At 59.4% G+C, this 13,907-nt stretch carries 10 protein-coding genes; 4 read left to right on the top strand and 6 right to left on the bottom strand.

All coding sequences use genetic code 11. From position 1 onward, the window contains the following. Positions 1-14: 14 nt before the first annotated feature. Positions 15-1,193, top strand: a complete 1,179-nt coding sequence (locus tag G518_RS0123085; RefSeq protein WP_028604546.1) for an acyl-CoA dehydrogenase family protein — start codon at positions 15-17, stop codon at positions 1,191-1,193. Between the two features lie 194 nt (positions 1,194-1,387). Here the strand turns inward: G518_RS0123085 and G518_RS0123090 are convergent, their stop codons facing one another. The 6 genes from G518_RS0123090 to G518_RS0123120 all read right to left on the bottom strand — a co-directional run bounded on the left by G518_RS0123090 (position 1,388) and on the right by G518_RS0123120 (position 9,327). Continuing rightward, on the bottom strand, positions 1,388-2,563 hold the full coding sequence (locus tag G518_RS0123090; RefSeq protein WP_028604547.1) for an ABC transporter substrate-binding protein: 1,176 nt from the start codon (positions 2,561-2,563) through the stop codon (positions 1,388-1,390). 936 nt (positions 2,564-3,499) lie between these two features. Then, the gene (locus tag G518_RS0123095; protein ID WP_028604548.1) at positions 3,500-5,362 is read right to left on the bottom strand and encodes an AMP-dependent synthetase/ligase; all 1,863 of its coding nucleotides are present in this window, start codon (positions 5,360-5,362) and stop codon (positions 3,500-3,502) included. A 2-nt stretch (positions 5,363-5,364) separates the two neighbouring features. Beyond that, positions 5,365-6,147 (bottom strand): ABC transporter ATP-binding protein, encoded by a 783-nt coding sequence (locus G518_RS0123100; protein ID WP_028604549.1) that lies wholly within the window; start codon positions 6,145-6,147, stop codon positions 5,365-5,367. Beyond that, positions 6,144-6,959, bottom strand: a complete 816-nt coding sequence (locus G518_RS0123105) for an ABC transporter ATP-binding protein (RefSeq protein WP_028604550.1) — start codon at positions 6,957-6,959, stop codon at positions 6,144-6,146. The genes G518_RS0123100 and G518_RS0123105 overlap by 4 nt, the downstream gene beginning before the upstream one ends. 14 nt (positions 6,960-6,973) lie before the next feature. Then, entirely contained in the window at positions 6,974-8,050 is a 1,077-nt protein-coding gene (locus tag G518_RS0123110) for a branched-chain amino acid ABC transporter permease (protein WP_028604551.1), read from the bottom strand. Positions 8,051-8,451: 401 nt separating this feature from the next. Continuing rightward, a complete protein-coding gene (locus tag G518_RS0123120; RefSeq protein ID WP_028604553.1) occupies positions 8,452-9,327 on the bottom strand; it encodes a branched-chain amino acid ABC transporter permease in 876 nt (291 codons plus the stop codon). A 95-nt stretch (positions 9,328-9,422) separates the two neighbouring features. Here G518_RS0123120 and G518_RS0123125 point away from each other — a divergent pair, with 95 nt between their 5' ends. The 3 genes from G518_RS0123125 to G518_RS0123135 all read left to right on the top strand — a co-directional run bounded on the left by G518_RS0123125 (position 9,423) and on the right by G518_RS0123135 (position 13,769). After that, entirely contained in the window at positions 9,423-10,205 is a 783-nt protein-coding gene (locus G518_RS0123125) for a crotonase/enoyl-CoA hydratase family protein (protein ID WP_028604554.1), read from the top strand. A gap of 68 nt (positions 10,206-10,273) precedes the next feature. Next, positions 10,274-11,479, top strand: coding sequence for an acetyl-CoA C-acetyltransferase (locus G518_RS0123130; RefSeq protein WP_028604555.1), 1,206 nt, complete (start codon positions 10,274-10,276; stop codon positions 11,477-11,479). 133 nt (positions 11,480-11,612) lie between these two features. Then, the gene (locus tag G518_RS0123135) at positions 11,613-13,769 is read left to right on the top strand and encodes a 3-hydroxyacyl-CoA dehydrogenase NAD-binding domain-containing protein (RefSeq protein ID WP_028604556.1); all 2,157 of its coding nucleotides are present in this window, start codon (positions 11,613-11,615) and stop codon (positions 13,767-13,769) included. Positions 13,770-13,907: the final 138 nt, after the last annotated feature.

Raw genomic sequence — 13,907 nt, forward strand, 5'->3', positions numbered from 1 at the left:
CAAGGAGACGCCGTATGCAACTGACCCATGAGCACGAGGAAGTACGCAAGACCCTCAAGCGCTACATCGACGAGCACATCAATCCTCATGTAGATGCATGGGAAGAGGCTGAGATTTTCCCGGCCCACCAAGTGTTCAAAGGTTTGGGGGATCTGGGCCTGCTCGGATTGACCAAGCCGCCTGAGTTCGGTGGCGCGGGCCTGGATTACTCCTACAGCATGGTAATGGCCGAAACGCTAGGCCATATTCGTTGCGGCGGCGTGCCCATGGCGATTGGTGTGCATACGGATATGTGCACGCCTGCGCTGGCGCGTTTTGGCAGTGACGAATTGAGGAAACAGTTCCTCGCGCCCGCCATCACCGGTGACATGGTGGGCTGTGTTGGCGTGAGCGAGCCCGGTGCCGGGAGCGATGTGGCGGGAATCCAGAGCAAGGCCCGCAAGGACGGAGACGACTACCTCATCAGTGGCCAGAAGATGTGGATCACCAACAGCTTGCAGGCTGACTGGATGTGCATGTTGGTCAATACCAGCGAAGGGCCGGCCCACAAAAACAAATCGCTGGTCATGGTGCCTATGCGGGAAGGGCCCGGTGGGCAACTGACCAAGGGCATTGAGATTGCCCAGAAGATCCGCAAGATCGGCATGAATTCATCGGACACCGGTCTCATCTATTTTGACGAAGTCCGTGTGCCGCAGCGCTATCTCATTGGGCAGGAAGGCCAGGGCTTCATCTACCAGATGCAGCAGTTCCAGGAAGAGCGCTTGTGGGCGGCTGCCAACAGTCTGGTGACGCTCGATGAATGCATTCGCGAAACCATTGAATGGGCGCAGCAGAGGCGCCTGTTTGGCGGCAATTTGATTGATCAGCAATGGGTGCAGTTCAAGCTGGCCGAATTGCAAACCGAGGTGGAAGCCTTGCGTGCTCTGACTTGGCGCGCGGGTGAGTTCTATGTAGCGGGCCAGGATGTGCTGCAGTGGGCCAGCATGGCCAAGCTCAAGGCCGGCCGGCTGATGCGTGAGGTAGCCGATACCTGCCTGCAATTCTGGGGCGGCATGGGCTTCACCTGGGAGAACCGTATATCCCGTCTCTACCGAGATGGGCGCTTGGCTTCCATTGGCGGTGGTGCTGATGAGGTAATGATGGGCATCATCGCCAAGACCATGGGAATGGCCAAACGGCCCCTGAAGTAAGGCCGGTTGCGCCTGAACCCGCTCTCAAGGAGTGGGTCCGGGGTGTGTTGTCCAAGAGCTGTCTTAGAGCTGTCTAACAGCGTGTTGACGATCTATCCAACCTCGAATACATCGTAAACACGGTTAAGGGGCTCCAGGGGTTTGCAGCGGCGAGGTTTCGCTGCTGCAAACCCGAGGTCGGAAGTTGATCCGGCTTACTTGAGGTATTCGGACACAACCTTCCAGCGGCCATCTTGAATCTGCGACAGACGGGCTGCATTGCTACCCAGCCGCTTCGTGGCGCTGAAGGTCATTACATCGGCGCCGAAGATGTCTGCAGAGATGGTGGTGCTGTCCATTGCTTTGATGAAGCTGTCGGTGGTCAGATTGGCGCCGGCTTTCTGGGCGCCGCGAATGAAGCCATCGATCAGTGTGTAGCCATAAACCGCGAAGACGGTGGGATCTTCGTTGAATTTGGTCTTGAACTTGTTAGCCCAGAAACGGATGGGCTGCGAAGTCTCATCGAGGTAGGGGTTTTGCACCGTCATGGCGGCGTAGACGCCATCCATGGCCTTGCCGCCCAGCTTGTGGATCAAGTCCGTGTAAGCAGCGCTCGAGCCCAGGAAGGTAGGGCTAAAGCCTGTTTTGCGCGATTCGCCCACGGTGCCGATGGTTTCACGAATGATGGTGCCCAGCACCACGAAATCGCAACCGCCCGCCTTCATGCGCGCCACCTGAGAAGAGAAATCTGTCGCGCCTCGTTTGAAGCTGGTTTTCTCGGCGAGTTCTGTCCCGATGGTTTTCAGCCCGGCTTCGGCTCCGCGCAGCACTTCAAGGCCGAACTCATCATCTTGATAAATGACACAGGCCTTCTTGGCGTTCTTTTCCTTGAACAGCTTGGGCGCAGCCAGGCGCATCTGATCAAAGTAGGTGGCCGCGAATGAGTATTTGAGCCGGTTGTGCGGCTCATACATTTCTCGCGCCGCGGTAACCGGGAAAAAGTTGATCACGTTCTTTTCAAAGAGCACCGGGAACGTGGCCACGTTGTGGGCCGTGCCAATGTGGCCGACCATCGCGAAAATCTTGTCCTGGTTGACCAGCTTTTGCGCCGCCAACACGGCGCGCTTGGGGTCATAACCCGAATCCTCGACCTTGAGCGTCAGCTTGCGCCCGTTGACACCACCCTGCTCGTTGGCCTCATCCACACGCAGCATCATCCCCAGGCGAACCTGCTTGCCAAAGCCAGCCAGTGGCCCTGAGAGATCCTGAATGGAGCCCAGGTTGATCTGGTCTTTAGTCACACCTTGTGCCTGCTGGGCTAGCGCGGGTGCGGTGGCGATCAGCGTGGCGGCCATGGCGGCCAAGGTGTTGAATGCGTACTTCAATCGCATGTGCGTCTCCTGTTGTAGTGGCAATTGTCTCGAAACGAATTGTGTACATAGTGGGCATGGTGTGTCCGCAGTGATTACCCCTAGAGCACTAGCTTCCCCCTGAAAGGCTTTTGGCTTCCCCCTGAGTCGCTGCCGCGCCTTCCCCCCAGGGGGACGCAGCCAGCGGCCTGGAGAAATGGCCTCCCCCTGAGGCGCTTACGCGCCATCCCCCAGAGGGGGACGCAGCCAGCGGCCTGGCAAAGCCAGCTCCGCGGCTACACCCCCATGGCCTGCTCCGCGGCCTTCTGATCTTGCCCCCTCTCCCGCGTGCGGGAGAGGGGAGGGGGGAGGGCCGGCATCCATGACGAATGAGCTCCTTTTTAGCGCGCATGAAGTCCGAAACAATCCTTCCGAAGTGGACCTGAAAAGGGCAGTGGTGATTGAAACGCTGACCCTCACGCCGCAGCCGGTCGCCTCTCCCGCTCCCGCCTGCGGGAGAGGGGGTAAAACCATTCGCTTGCGACTGACAGTGATGGGCCGAGCGCAGCAATGGCCCGAATCAGGCTCCCAACCCCTTGAGGCCGTGCCGAGGAGCGCAGGGCAAGGGGCGGGCAAGAGCACTGCAAGATGCTCTTGCTTCGTGAACTAGCTTGCGGCAGCTGTTTGAGCGTAGAGAGCGAAGCGAACGAAGCGAGTTCTGCCGCACCGCCCCTTGCCTGAGCACCGGAGGGTGCCCGGAGCGAAGCGCAGGGACACGGACTTGGGGTCGCATTTCTTTGGTTCCTTGCTTTGTGCGAGCAAAGAAAGGGACTGCGCTGCCGGGCGCATTCCCGGCCTCCGACCTCAACGCAAAAACAGAAACCCATTAATAAGCCAACCAGCCCAATCAATCAACACACTACCCGCAGCCCGCAGCCCGCAGCCCGCAGCCCGCAGCCCGCAGCCAGAACCAACCCATCACCCCCCCAAATACATCCCCTCAATCTGCCCCGAATACTTAGCCTGCACCAACTTCCTCTTAAGCTTCATAGTCGGCGTAAGCTCCTCATCTTCAGCCGTCAGCTGCGTATCCAGCAAGAAAAACTTCTTGATCTGCTCCACCCGCGCAAACTTCTTATTCAGCGCATCGATCACGCCCTGGATCAACTCCTGTATCTCCGGCGCGCGCGTAAGACTGGCGTAGTTGGAGAAGGGCACATCGTTGTCCTGCGCGTACTTCTCCACGTTCTCCTGGTCGATCATGATGATCACCGTGAGGTAAGGCCGTTTATCGCCAATCACGACCGCGTCGGTAACGTACGGGCTGAATTTGAGTTCGTTTTCAAGCTCACTCGGCGTGACATTCTTGCCACCCGCCGTGATGATGATGTCTTTCATTCGATCAGTGATGCGAAAGAAGCCATCAGCATCCACAGTACCCACATCGCCCGTGTGCAGCCAGCCTTCAGCATCAAGGACTTCAGCCGTCTTTTCTGGTTGATTCAGGTAGCCGGCGAAGACGTTGGGTCCGCGTACCTGGATTTCATTGGTTTGCGGATCAAGCCGCACTTCATTGAACTGCGCCGCCGGACCGATGGAGCCGGGCTTGAGCTGGCCTATGGGCATGCCTGTAGAAGCGCCACAGGTTTCGGTCATGCCCCACACTTCCAGCATGGGCACACCAAGAGCCAAATACCACTTCACCAGTTCCGGCGAGATGGGGGCGGCACCGGTCACAAGAAAGCGTGCGCGGTGAATGCCGATCAGCTTGCGAACATTGTTCAGCGCAAGCCAGCGCGCCAAGGTGAACTGAACTTTCAAGCTGCTTGAGACCGCTTGGCCAGCAATCACCCGGTCGGCGATACGATGGCCGACACCAATACCCCATCCGTAGATGAGTTGCTGAAGACGGGTGCCTTCCTTGAGAGAAATCATCACGCCGGAATAGAACTTCTCCCATACGCGCGGCACAGCCGTGAACACCGTGGGGGCGATTTCCCTCACGTTTTCTGGCACGGTGTCCGGGTTTTCTACGAAGTTCAGCCTTGCGCCTGTGTAGAGTGAAAAATACTCACCGCCCATGCGCTCGGCAATATGGCAGAGCGGGAGAAAGCACATGCACTCGTCTTCTGCTTCGCGCGAGAGCAGTGTGTTGTAGCCGCGCACGGTATAGACCAGGCCCGCGTGGGTGTGCATGGCCCCTTTGGGCTTTCCGGTCGTGCCTGAGGTGTAGACCAAAATGGCGAGGTCTTCCGGGCGGCAGGCCCGCGCGCGCTCGCGAACGGCCTCAGGATGTTTGGCGTTGTAGGCGCGGCCTGCTTCGCGCAAGGCGTCCAGGCTCATGACGTCAGGGTCGCTCAGATCTCGCAGGCCCTTCATGTCGAACACAATGATCTTGGAAAGCAGCGGCAGGCCTTCGCGTACCTCCAGGGCCTTGTCGAGCTGCTCGTCGTCTTCAACAAACAGGAACCGCGTACCTGAGTCCTCACACAAATAGTGCACCTGGGAAGGTGCATCCGTGGGGTAGATGCCGTTCGAGACCCCGCCGCAACTAAGGACTGCCAGATCGGCCAGGACCCAATCGATCACGGTGTTGGAGAGAATGGACGCTGTATTTCCAGGCGCGAAGCCCAGACTCATCAGCCCACCGGCGATTTCGCGCACGGCTTCGCCGGATTGTGTCCAGCTCCAGCTGTGCCAGATGCCCAGGACTTTCTGGCGCAACCAGGTTTGCGAGCCGCGTTCTTCCACGGCATTCCAGAACATGGCCGAGAGCGTGTCGCCTGCGAGCACGCTTTCGGCGTTTGGCTGAATATGGTTTAGATCCCAGAGCTTGGACATGGCTATCTCCAGGTTTTCTTCTTTTTCCAGCGCCGTTCGCCGCGCACACCATCATCCTTCATGCCGAGGTAAAACTCCTTGATATCTTCCTTCTCGCGAAGGCGGTCACAGGTATCTTCCATCACGATGCGGCCGTTCTCCAGGACGTAGCCGTAGTCAGCGGCGTTCAAGGCCATGTTGGCGTTTTGCTCGACCAGCAAGATGGTGGTGCCGCGCTCGCGGTTGATGCGCACCACGATCTCGAAGATCTCTTTGGTGAGCTTGGGGGAAAGGCCCAGGCTGGGTTCGTCGAGCAAGATCAGATCGGGCGAGGCCATCAGGGCCCGGCTGATGGCCAGCATTTGTTGCTGACCGCCGGAAAGCAAACCGGCATCCTGGGCGGTGCGCTCTTTCAGGATGGGGAAATAGGTGTAGACCTGTGCCATATCGCGTGCCACGCCATCGCGGTCCTTGCGGGTGTAGGCGCCCATGAGCAGGTTGTCGTGCACAGAAAGAAGCGGAAACACCTCTCGCCCCTCTGGCACATGAGAAAGCCCCTGTTGCACGACGAAAGCGGGGTCCTTGGCGGTGATGTTCTGGCCCTTGAATTCAATAGAGCCCTTGCGTGGGTCCAGAATGCCTGAGATGGTTTTCAGTATGGTGCTTTTGCCGGCACCGTTGCTGCCCAGTACGGTGGCGATTTCGCCTTGACGCACTTTCAGGCTGACGCCCCGGATGGCCTTGATGGGGCCGTAGGAGCTCTCGACGTTGAGCAGCCGGAGCATGGCTTCGGGCGTTTCGCTCATTGGGCGGTCCTTCGTAGAGAGGAGACGTCGTCAATGGAGCCTAGGTATGCCTCAATGACTGCCGGGTTGCTTTGCACTTCGCGGGGGCTGCCCATGGCCAGCACCTGGCCCTGGTTCATGGCCACCACGCGGTCGGACACCTTGGAGACCAGGCTCATATCGTGCTCCACCATCAGCACCGTGATGCCCAGCTCCTGCACGATGTCCTGAATCCAGAATGCCATGCCTTCGGTTTCTTCCACATTCAAGCCGGAGGAGGGCTCATCCAGTAGAAGCAGTTGGGGCTCAGCGCAGAGCGCGCGTGCCAGCTCCACCACTTTGCGCACACCGTAAGGGAGGCCTGCCACCATGGAGTCACGGTGGTGCTGGAGATCCAGCAATTCAATGACCCGCTCCACGTGTTCGCGTGCTTCGATCTCGGCGGCACGTGTGGTGGAGGTGAAGAACACCTCGCTCCAGAAGCCGGTGCGCCGGTGCGTATGCCGCCCAATGAGGAGGTTGTGCAGCACCGTGGCGTGCTCAAACAACTCAATGTTCTGGAAAGTTCGGGCAATGCCCAGCGAAGCCACTTGATGCGGGGGCTGTGCGGTCAGGTTGAGCATGCCGTTCGAGCCGGCGAAATCGATCGTGCCGCTGGTCGGGGTATAGATCCGGCTGATGAGGTTGAACACGGTGGTCTTGCCCGCACCATTGGGGCCGATCAGCGTAAAAACCTCACCGCGACGCACGTCGAAGCTCACATCATTCACCGCCAGTACCCCACCGAAGCGGACGCTCAGGTTCTTTGCGGAAAGCAGGATTTCACCAGTCATGGATTCGCCGCTCTTCATTTCAATCTGTCGGATTTCTGGAAAGATTTCTGCCGCTTGAACATGCCCTTGCGATAGAACGGGAACATCTGGATCCAGGTGCGAATCTTGAGCCAACGGCCGTACAGCCCGAGCGGCTCGAACAGGACGAATGAAATCAGCACCGCGCCATAAACGACTGATTGCAAGCCCGGCGCCTGGCCAATGGCATCAGGCAAGTAGTCTTTGACCATGGAGATGAGCTGGGGCATGGCTATCAGGAAAATGGCACCCAGGAAAGCCCCATGCACGGAGCCCAGCCCGCCGATCACCACCATGAGCAGCAGGTCGATCGATTGAAGAATGCTGAACTGATCCGGCGAGAGAAAGCGCATCTTGTGTGCGTACAACGCGCCCCCTATACCCGCTAGCGCCGCAGACAGTGCGAACGACAAAGTCTTGTAGCGAGCCAGGTGGATGCCCATGCTTTGAGCAGAGATTTCTGAATCTCGAATCGCCACAAACGCGCGGCCAGTAGAGGAGCGCAGCAGATTCAATATACCCAGCGTGGCGATGATGGCCGTCACCACGCAGATGAAGTAAAAGCCTTCGCCTGATTCCACCTGCCAGCCAAAAATAGCAGGTGCCTTCACGTGAAAGCCGGCATTGCCACCGGTCACTGATTCCCAGCGTGCGAAGCCTTCCTCCACGATGAACCCGAACGCGAGTGTGGCAATACCCAGGTAGATGCCTTTCAATCGCAGAGCCGGCACACCCACGACAACCCCTGCCAAGGCCGCTAAAAGTGCCGCCCCGCACATGGCCAGCGGAAAAGGTACGCCCGCATTGGTCAGCACGCCCTGCGCATACGCACCCACCCCCACAAACGCCGCATGCCCCAGCGAAAACTGCCCGGTAAACCCCGCCAGCAACATCAACCCAAGCCCAACGATACCGTAGATCAGCACAAAGGTGAGCTGTGCCAGCCAATACTCTGGCAACAGCCATGGCGCCGCCAAAAGAAACAGCAAGAGCGCCGAATACCAGAACATATGCCCGCGGTGCTTGGCCAGGCGGATGTCCTGTTCGTAGCTGGTTTTGAAGATGAAACGCATTTCAGCTGTCTGCTAGTACACCTTCCCCAATCGGGAGAAGGCAGGGATAAAGGTGGTCACAACCAAAAAGCCGCGAAGCAGGCCGTTCGCAGACGACTGCGGAGCTGGCTCTGCGAGCCCGCCGGCTGCGTCCCTCATAGGCAGGAAGGCGCATAAGCGACTCAGAGGGGAGCGAAGCACCAAAAGGCCGCGGAGCAGGCCATGCGGGGCTTGCGCGGAGCTGGCTTTGCCAGGCCGCTGCAGGCGTCCCCCCGGGGGGAAGGCGCGTGAGCGATTCAGGGGGGAGCGAAACACCAGAAGGCCGCGGAGCAGGCCATGCGTGAGTAGCCGCGGAGCTGGCTTCGCCAGGCCGCTGGCTGCGTCCCCCCTTGGGGGGAAGGCGCGTAAGCGACTCAGGGGGGTCATACCTTCTTCCGGAGTTTCTCGCCGAACAACCCATTGGGTTTGACCATCAGCATGATCAGCACCACGATGTAGGGCGCAATGTCCTTGAAGCCTTCCGGCAGATAAAAGCCCGCCAGCGATTCAACAATGCCGATGACCAGCCCTCCCACAATGGCGCCAGGCAGGCTGCCGAAGCCACCGACCACCGCCGCCGGAAATGCTTTGAGGCCGATGAAACCCATGTTGGCGTGCACGAAGGTGATGGGTGCCAGCAGCAGCCCAGCCACTGCCGCGACAGCCGCTGCCAAACCCCACACCAGGCCATTGAGGCGCTTGACCGGGATGCCCATGTAATAAGCGGCCAGCTGGTTTTGAGAGGCCGCCTGCATGGCGATGCCGAGCTTGCTATACCTGAACAGGACGTACAGCCCGAGGCAAAGCAGTGCGGTGACGCTGATCACCACCACCTGAACGGCGTTGATCACGAGTGAGCCCAAGCTCCAGACTTGTTCTTGGTAGGGTACCGGCAGGGTATGGGTTTCCGTGCCGATGCCTGGCAGCATGGTGATCAAGCCGCGCGCTACGTAGCCGATGCCTATGGTGAGCATCACGATGGAGAAGGCGGGCTGACCGAGGATGGGGCGAATCACGAGGCGTTCAACGAACATCCCGAACAGCGCCATGGCTCCAACAGCAGCCAGGACCGCCAGCCAGAAGGGGAAGCCCAGGAGCGTCATGCAGGCCAGGCCGCAGAAAGCGCCGAGCATCATCAAGTCACCCTGAGCAAAGCTCACGGTCTCGGTGGCCTTATAAATAAGCACGAAGCCCAATGCGATCAGCCCGTAGATGCAGCCTTGGGCAATACCGCTAATCACTAATTGCACGAACTGCAAGTTGTCTCCCAGAATGTTCGCATCGCTTCGATGCACAGACTCTAGCGAGCACGGTGAAAATTTCATCCCCTGAAAACCCTAGTACACGGAGATATATGACGGTGCATGTCGAAAAATTGGATCAGGTCACTGTGGTTACGCTGGCACGACCTGAGGTGCGCAATGCCGTGGATGCTGAAACGGCTCTTGCGTTGCACCGTGCGTTTGTTGACTTTGAACAAGATGAGCAGGCGCGGGTGGCGGTGTTCCATGGCGCCCACGGCCATTTCTGCGCCGGCTGGGATCTCAAGGCGGGTGCAGAGATGGCACAGACGGGCGAGGCCAGTGCCAGTGCGCTGCTGTCCGATCTGGCGTTTGAAGCTCACGATCACCTCCCGCCTGGACCCATGGGGCCGTCGCGCCTTCTGCTGAGCAAGCCCGTGATCGCCGCAGTCAGCGGTGCGGCGGTGGCAGGCGGAATGGAGCTGGCGCTTTGGTGTGATCTGCGCGTGATGGAAGAAGACGCCTATTTCGGGGTGTACTGCCGCCGCTTCGGCGTGCCGCTCATTGACGGGGGCACCGTGCGCCTGCCGCGTTTGATCGGCCAAAGCCGGGCCCTTGATCTCATCCTCACCGGACGGCGTGTCGAGGCGCCCGAAGCTGCAGCCATCGGCCTGGCCAACCGGGTGGTGCCGACGGGCGGGGCTCGCGATGCAGCCATTGCCCTGGCTCGTCAGATTGCCGCATTTCCGCAGGAGACGATGCGGGCCGATCGCATGAGTGCCCTGACGCAGTGGGACTGGCCGCTACAGCAGGCTCTGCACCAGGAATGGCAGCGTGGCCGGGAACGCATTTCGGATGCGCTGGAAGGCGCGCAGCGGTTCGTGGGCGGGGCTTGAAAGCTACGTTCCGGACGGCTGGGTATATTCCATGACATAACTCAATCAACACCAACGGAGTCAACTGAATGACCGAAGCCTATGTTTTCGATGCCATCCGCACACCACGCGGCAAGGGTAAAAAGGATGGCAGCTTGCACGAGGTCAAGCCCGTGGATCTGCTGGCTGGCACGCTGGATGCGTTGCGGCGCCGGCACGATCTGGACACCTCCGCGGTCGATGATGTGGTGATGGGCGTGGTGTCGCCGCACGGTGAGCAGGGCTCCGTGATTGCCAAGGTAGCTGCCCTCAAAGCCGGGTGGGACTGGCAATGCGCCGGCGTGCAGCTCAACCGGTTCTGCGCTTCAGGCCTTGAAGCCGTGAATCTGGCGGCGCAAAAAGTGCGTTCCGGCTGGGAAGACCTGGTCGTGGCGGGTGGGGTGGAAAGCATGAGCCGGGTGCCCATAGGCTCGGACGGTGGCGCCTGGGCGCAGGACCCGCAAACCAATTCCGACACCAACTTCGTGCCGCAGGGAGTCGGCGCCGATCTCATCGCTACATTGGCGGGATTCACCCGTGCCGATGTGGATGCGTTTGCGGTTGAATCTCAGCGGCGTGCAGCGCGCGCCCGCGAAAGCGGCTTCTTTTCCGGCTCCCTGGTGCCTGTGACCGACATGCTGGGCCAAGTCATTCTGGCGCAAGATGAGTTCATCAAACCGAACACGACCGTGGAAGGCCTGGGTGCGCTCAAGCCTTCGTTCGAGCAGCTTGGCGCCATGGGCTTTGACCAGGTCGCCATTGGCCGATACCCAGAGGTGGAGCGTATCGTGCATGTGCACCACGCGGGAAATTCCAGTGGCATCGTCGATGGGGCCGCAGCCGTGCTGATAGGCAGTGAGGCCGCGGCCAAGGCCCATGGGTTCAAGCCTCGCGCACGCGTGGTCTCCACAGCGGTCTCCGGGGCAGACCCCACCATCATGCTCACGGGCCCCATGCCTGCCACGCGCAAGGCTTTGATGAAGGCGGGCCTGTCTATTGGTGATATCGACCTGTTCGAGGTGAACGAAGCGTTTGCGGCGGTGCCCATGCGCTTCATGAAAGAGTTTGACGTGCCTCACGAGAAGGTGAACGTCAATGGAGGCGCCATTGCACTGGGCCATCCCTTGGGAGCTACTGGCGCCATGATTCTGGGAACACTGATTGATGAACTGCACCGCCGGCAGCTGCGCTACGGCCTGGTGACCCTGTGCGTGGGTGGCGGCATGGGTATCGCAACCATCGTTGAAAGAGTGTGAAGCACCTCGGCGCCGGGTGTCGCCTCTCTTTCAAGAGACGGGCAACGCTAGTGACGCGCTCAGGTTTGTCCACGGCGTTCCATGCATGGACTGCTCCACGACCTTCTGAAAATTCACACAGATAAATTTCATCATGAACACCATTCGTACAGAAAACCAGAACGGCATCGTCATCGTCACTTTCGATGAGCCCAACTCCCCTGTAAACACCATGGGCGAGGTTTGGCAATCCGATATGGATAAGCTGGCTGAGCAGCTTTTGGCTGCGAAGGCCGAGATTCGCGGCATCGTGCTGGTCTCGGCCAAAAACACCTTCTTTGCGGGCGCCGATCTGAAAGGCGTGATGCGAATGGATGTGCAAGATGCGCCACGTCGTTTCTTTACCGAGATTGAACGGATCAAACGCAACTTCCGGACCATTGAGACCTTGGGCAAACCCATCGTGACCTGCCTGAACGGTGCGGCTCTGGGCGGCGGCTGGGAAGTCGCTCTGCTGGGCCACTATCGCATTGCCGTGGATGATTCCAAGATCCGGCTGGGCTTGCCGGAAGTGGGCATTGGCTTGTTGCCTGGGGGCGGTGGCATTACCAAGATGACTCGCCTGCTCGGTCTGGTGGCGGCGCAACCTTATCTCTTGGAAAGCAAGCTTTTCGATCCAGCGGAGGCGCACAGGCTTGGCCTGGTGCATGAGCTGGCGGGCAGTGCTGATCAGCTGATCTCGCGTGCGAAAGCCTGGATCGAGTCGGTACAGGGCCAACCTGAAGCCGCTCAGCACCCTTGGGAGCGCAAGGACTACCGCATGCCAGGGGGTACGCCCTCCAATCCCAAGATTGCGGCCATGTTGCCGGTGGTGCCTGCGGTGCTCAAGCAGAAAACGAAGGGGCTTTATCCCGCACCTCAGGCGACGTTGTCCGCCATGGTGGAAGGGGCCGCGGTGGATTTTGATACCGCGATGCGCATTGAAAGCCGCTACCTTGCGAGCCTGTTGGCAAGCCAGGTGACGAGGAACATGATCAACACGTTCTTCTTCAACCTCAACGCCATCAAAGGTGGCCAGGCACGCCCGAAGGGTGTGCCGAAATTCAAACCGCAAAAGGTGGGCATTCTGGGGGCCGGCATGATGGGCGCAGGGATCGCCTGGGCACAGGCGAGCCGCGGCATCACTACGGTGTTGAAAGACGTTTCAGTTGAGAAGGCCGAACAGGGCAAAGCCTACTCGCAACGCCTTGCAGATAAGCGGGTGGAAAAAGGGCGGATGAGTGATGAGGCGCGGCAAAAACTGTTGGCCCAGATTACAGCCACAGGACAGGCGGCTGATCTGCAAGGCTGTGATTTGATCGTCGAAGCCGTGTTCGAGCAGCGCGATCTGAAGGCTGCAGTCACGCAGGAAGCCGAGCCGATGTTGGGCCAAGGTGGTTTCTTCGCCAGCAATACCAGCACCTTGCCTATCAGTGGTTTGGCGCACGCCAGCAAGCACCCTGAGAAGTTCATAGGCATCCACTTCTTCAGCCCGGTGGACAAGATGCAATTGGTAGAGATCATTCGCGGCCAGAAGACCGATGATGAAACCGTGGCGCGTGCCTACGATTACGTGCTGGCCCTGGGCAAGCTACCCATCGTGGTCAATGACTCCCGGGGTTTCTACACCAGTCGTACTTTCGGCACCTACGTCATGGAAGGTGCAGCCATGGTGGGCGAAGGCATTCCTGCGCCTGTGATTGAGAACGTCGCCGTTCAGGCTGGCATGCCAGTAGGGCCACTGGCCGTGTTGGACGAAACCGCGCTATCGCTTTCCGTGCATGTGCTCGATCAAACGCGGGCTGATCTGGCAGCCGAAGGGAAATCCTACTCGTCCACACCGGGTGAGTTGCTGGTGGAGCGGATGGTCAAGGAGTTGAAACGCCCAGGGCGTGCGGGAGGTGGTGGTTTCTATGACTACCCACAAGGTGGGAAGAAACACTTGTGGCCGCAGCTGAAGGCGTTGTTTGAAAAACCGGGTGCCGCGTGGGACGCGAAGGAAGTCAAGGATCGCTTGCTGTACCGTCAGTCTGTGGAGACTGCGCGTTGCCTGGCTGAAGGGGTGTTGACCAGCGTGCATGAGGCCAATGTGGGCAGCATATTTGGCATTGGGTTTCCTGGGTGGACGGGTGGGGCCATGCAGTTCATTTATGGGCAAGGTGTGGAAGCGTTTGAGCAGCGCTGCGCTGAACTAGCGGCCAGGCATGGCGATGGTTTTTATTTGAGTGATGAGGTGAAAGCGGCGATACGGAAGTTCGAGCCAAAGTGGTGACTAGCTCGGAAGGCCGAGCGAAGCAATGGCCCGGATCAGGCTCCCCACCCCTTGAGGCCGTGCCGAGGAGCGCAGGGCAAGGGGCGGGCAAGAGCACTGAAAGATGCTCTTGCTTCGTGAACTAGGGCGTGTTAACAC

It is taken from the genome of Ottowia thiooxydans DSM 14619, from assembly GCF_000422885.1.
Classification (GTDB): Bacteria; Pseudomonadota; Gammaproteobacteria; order Burkholderiales; family Burkholderiaceae_C; genus Ottowia; species Ottowia thiooxydans.